The 425-nt window shown below is 70.1% G+C and carries 1 protein-coding gene; it reads left to right on the top strand.

Features of this window, described 5'->3' with window-relative positions:
* A partial coding sequence (locus tag C1J01_RS48455; RefSeq protein WP_146616065.1) for an SDR family NAD(P)-dependent oxidoreductase occupies positions 1–425 on the top strand: 425 nt, incomplete at both ends.

The following is a 425-nucleotide window of genomic DNA, read 5'->3' as shown; positions in this document are numbered from 1 at the left end:
GGCCGTCGTGGCCGATCTGAGCTCCGCCGACTTCGTGGCGTCGCTGCCCGGCGAGCCGATCGACATCGTGGTGAACAACGCCGGGTTCCAGCACGTCGCGCCGATCGAGGAGTTCCCGCCGGAGGTGTTCTCCGCGATCCTGCGGGTCATGGTGGAGGCGCCGTTCCTGATCGCGCGCAAGGTGCTGCCCGGCATGTACGCCAGGGGCTGGGGCCGGTTCGTGAACATCTCGTCGGTGCACGGGCTGCGGGCCTCGCCGTACAAGTCGGCGTACGTGACGGCCAAGCACGCGCTGGAGGGGTTCTCCAAGGTGATCGCGCTGGAGGGGGCGGCCCATGGCGTGACCTCGACGTGCGTCAACCCGGCGTACGTGCGCACGGCGCTGGTGGAGGCGCAGATCGCCGACCAGGCCAGGGTGCACGGCA

Source organism: Nonomuraea aridisoli (genome assembly GCF_003236395.1).
GTDB lineage: Bacteria > Actinomycetota > Actinomycetes > Streptosporangiales > Streptosporangiaceae > Nonomuraea > Nonomuraea aridisoli.
Note: the sequence above shows the minus strand (reverse complement) of the source record. Positions and strands in the feature narration are given on the sequence as shown.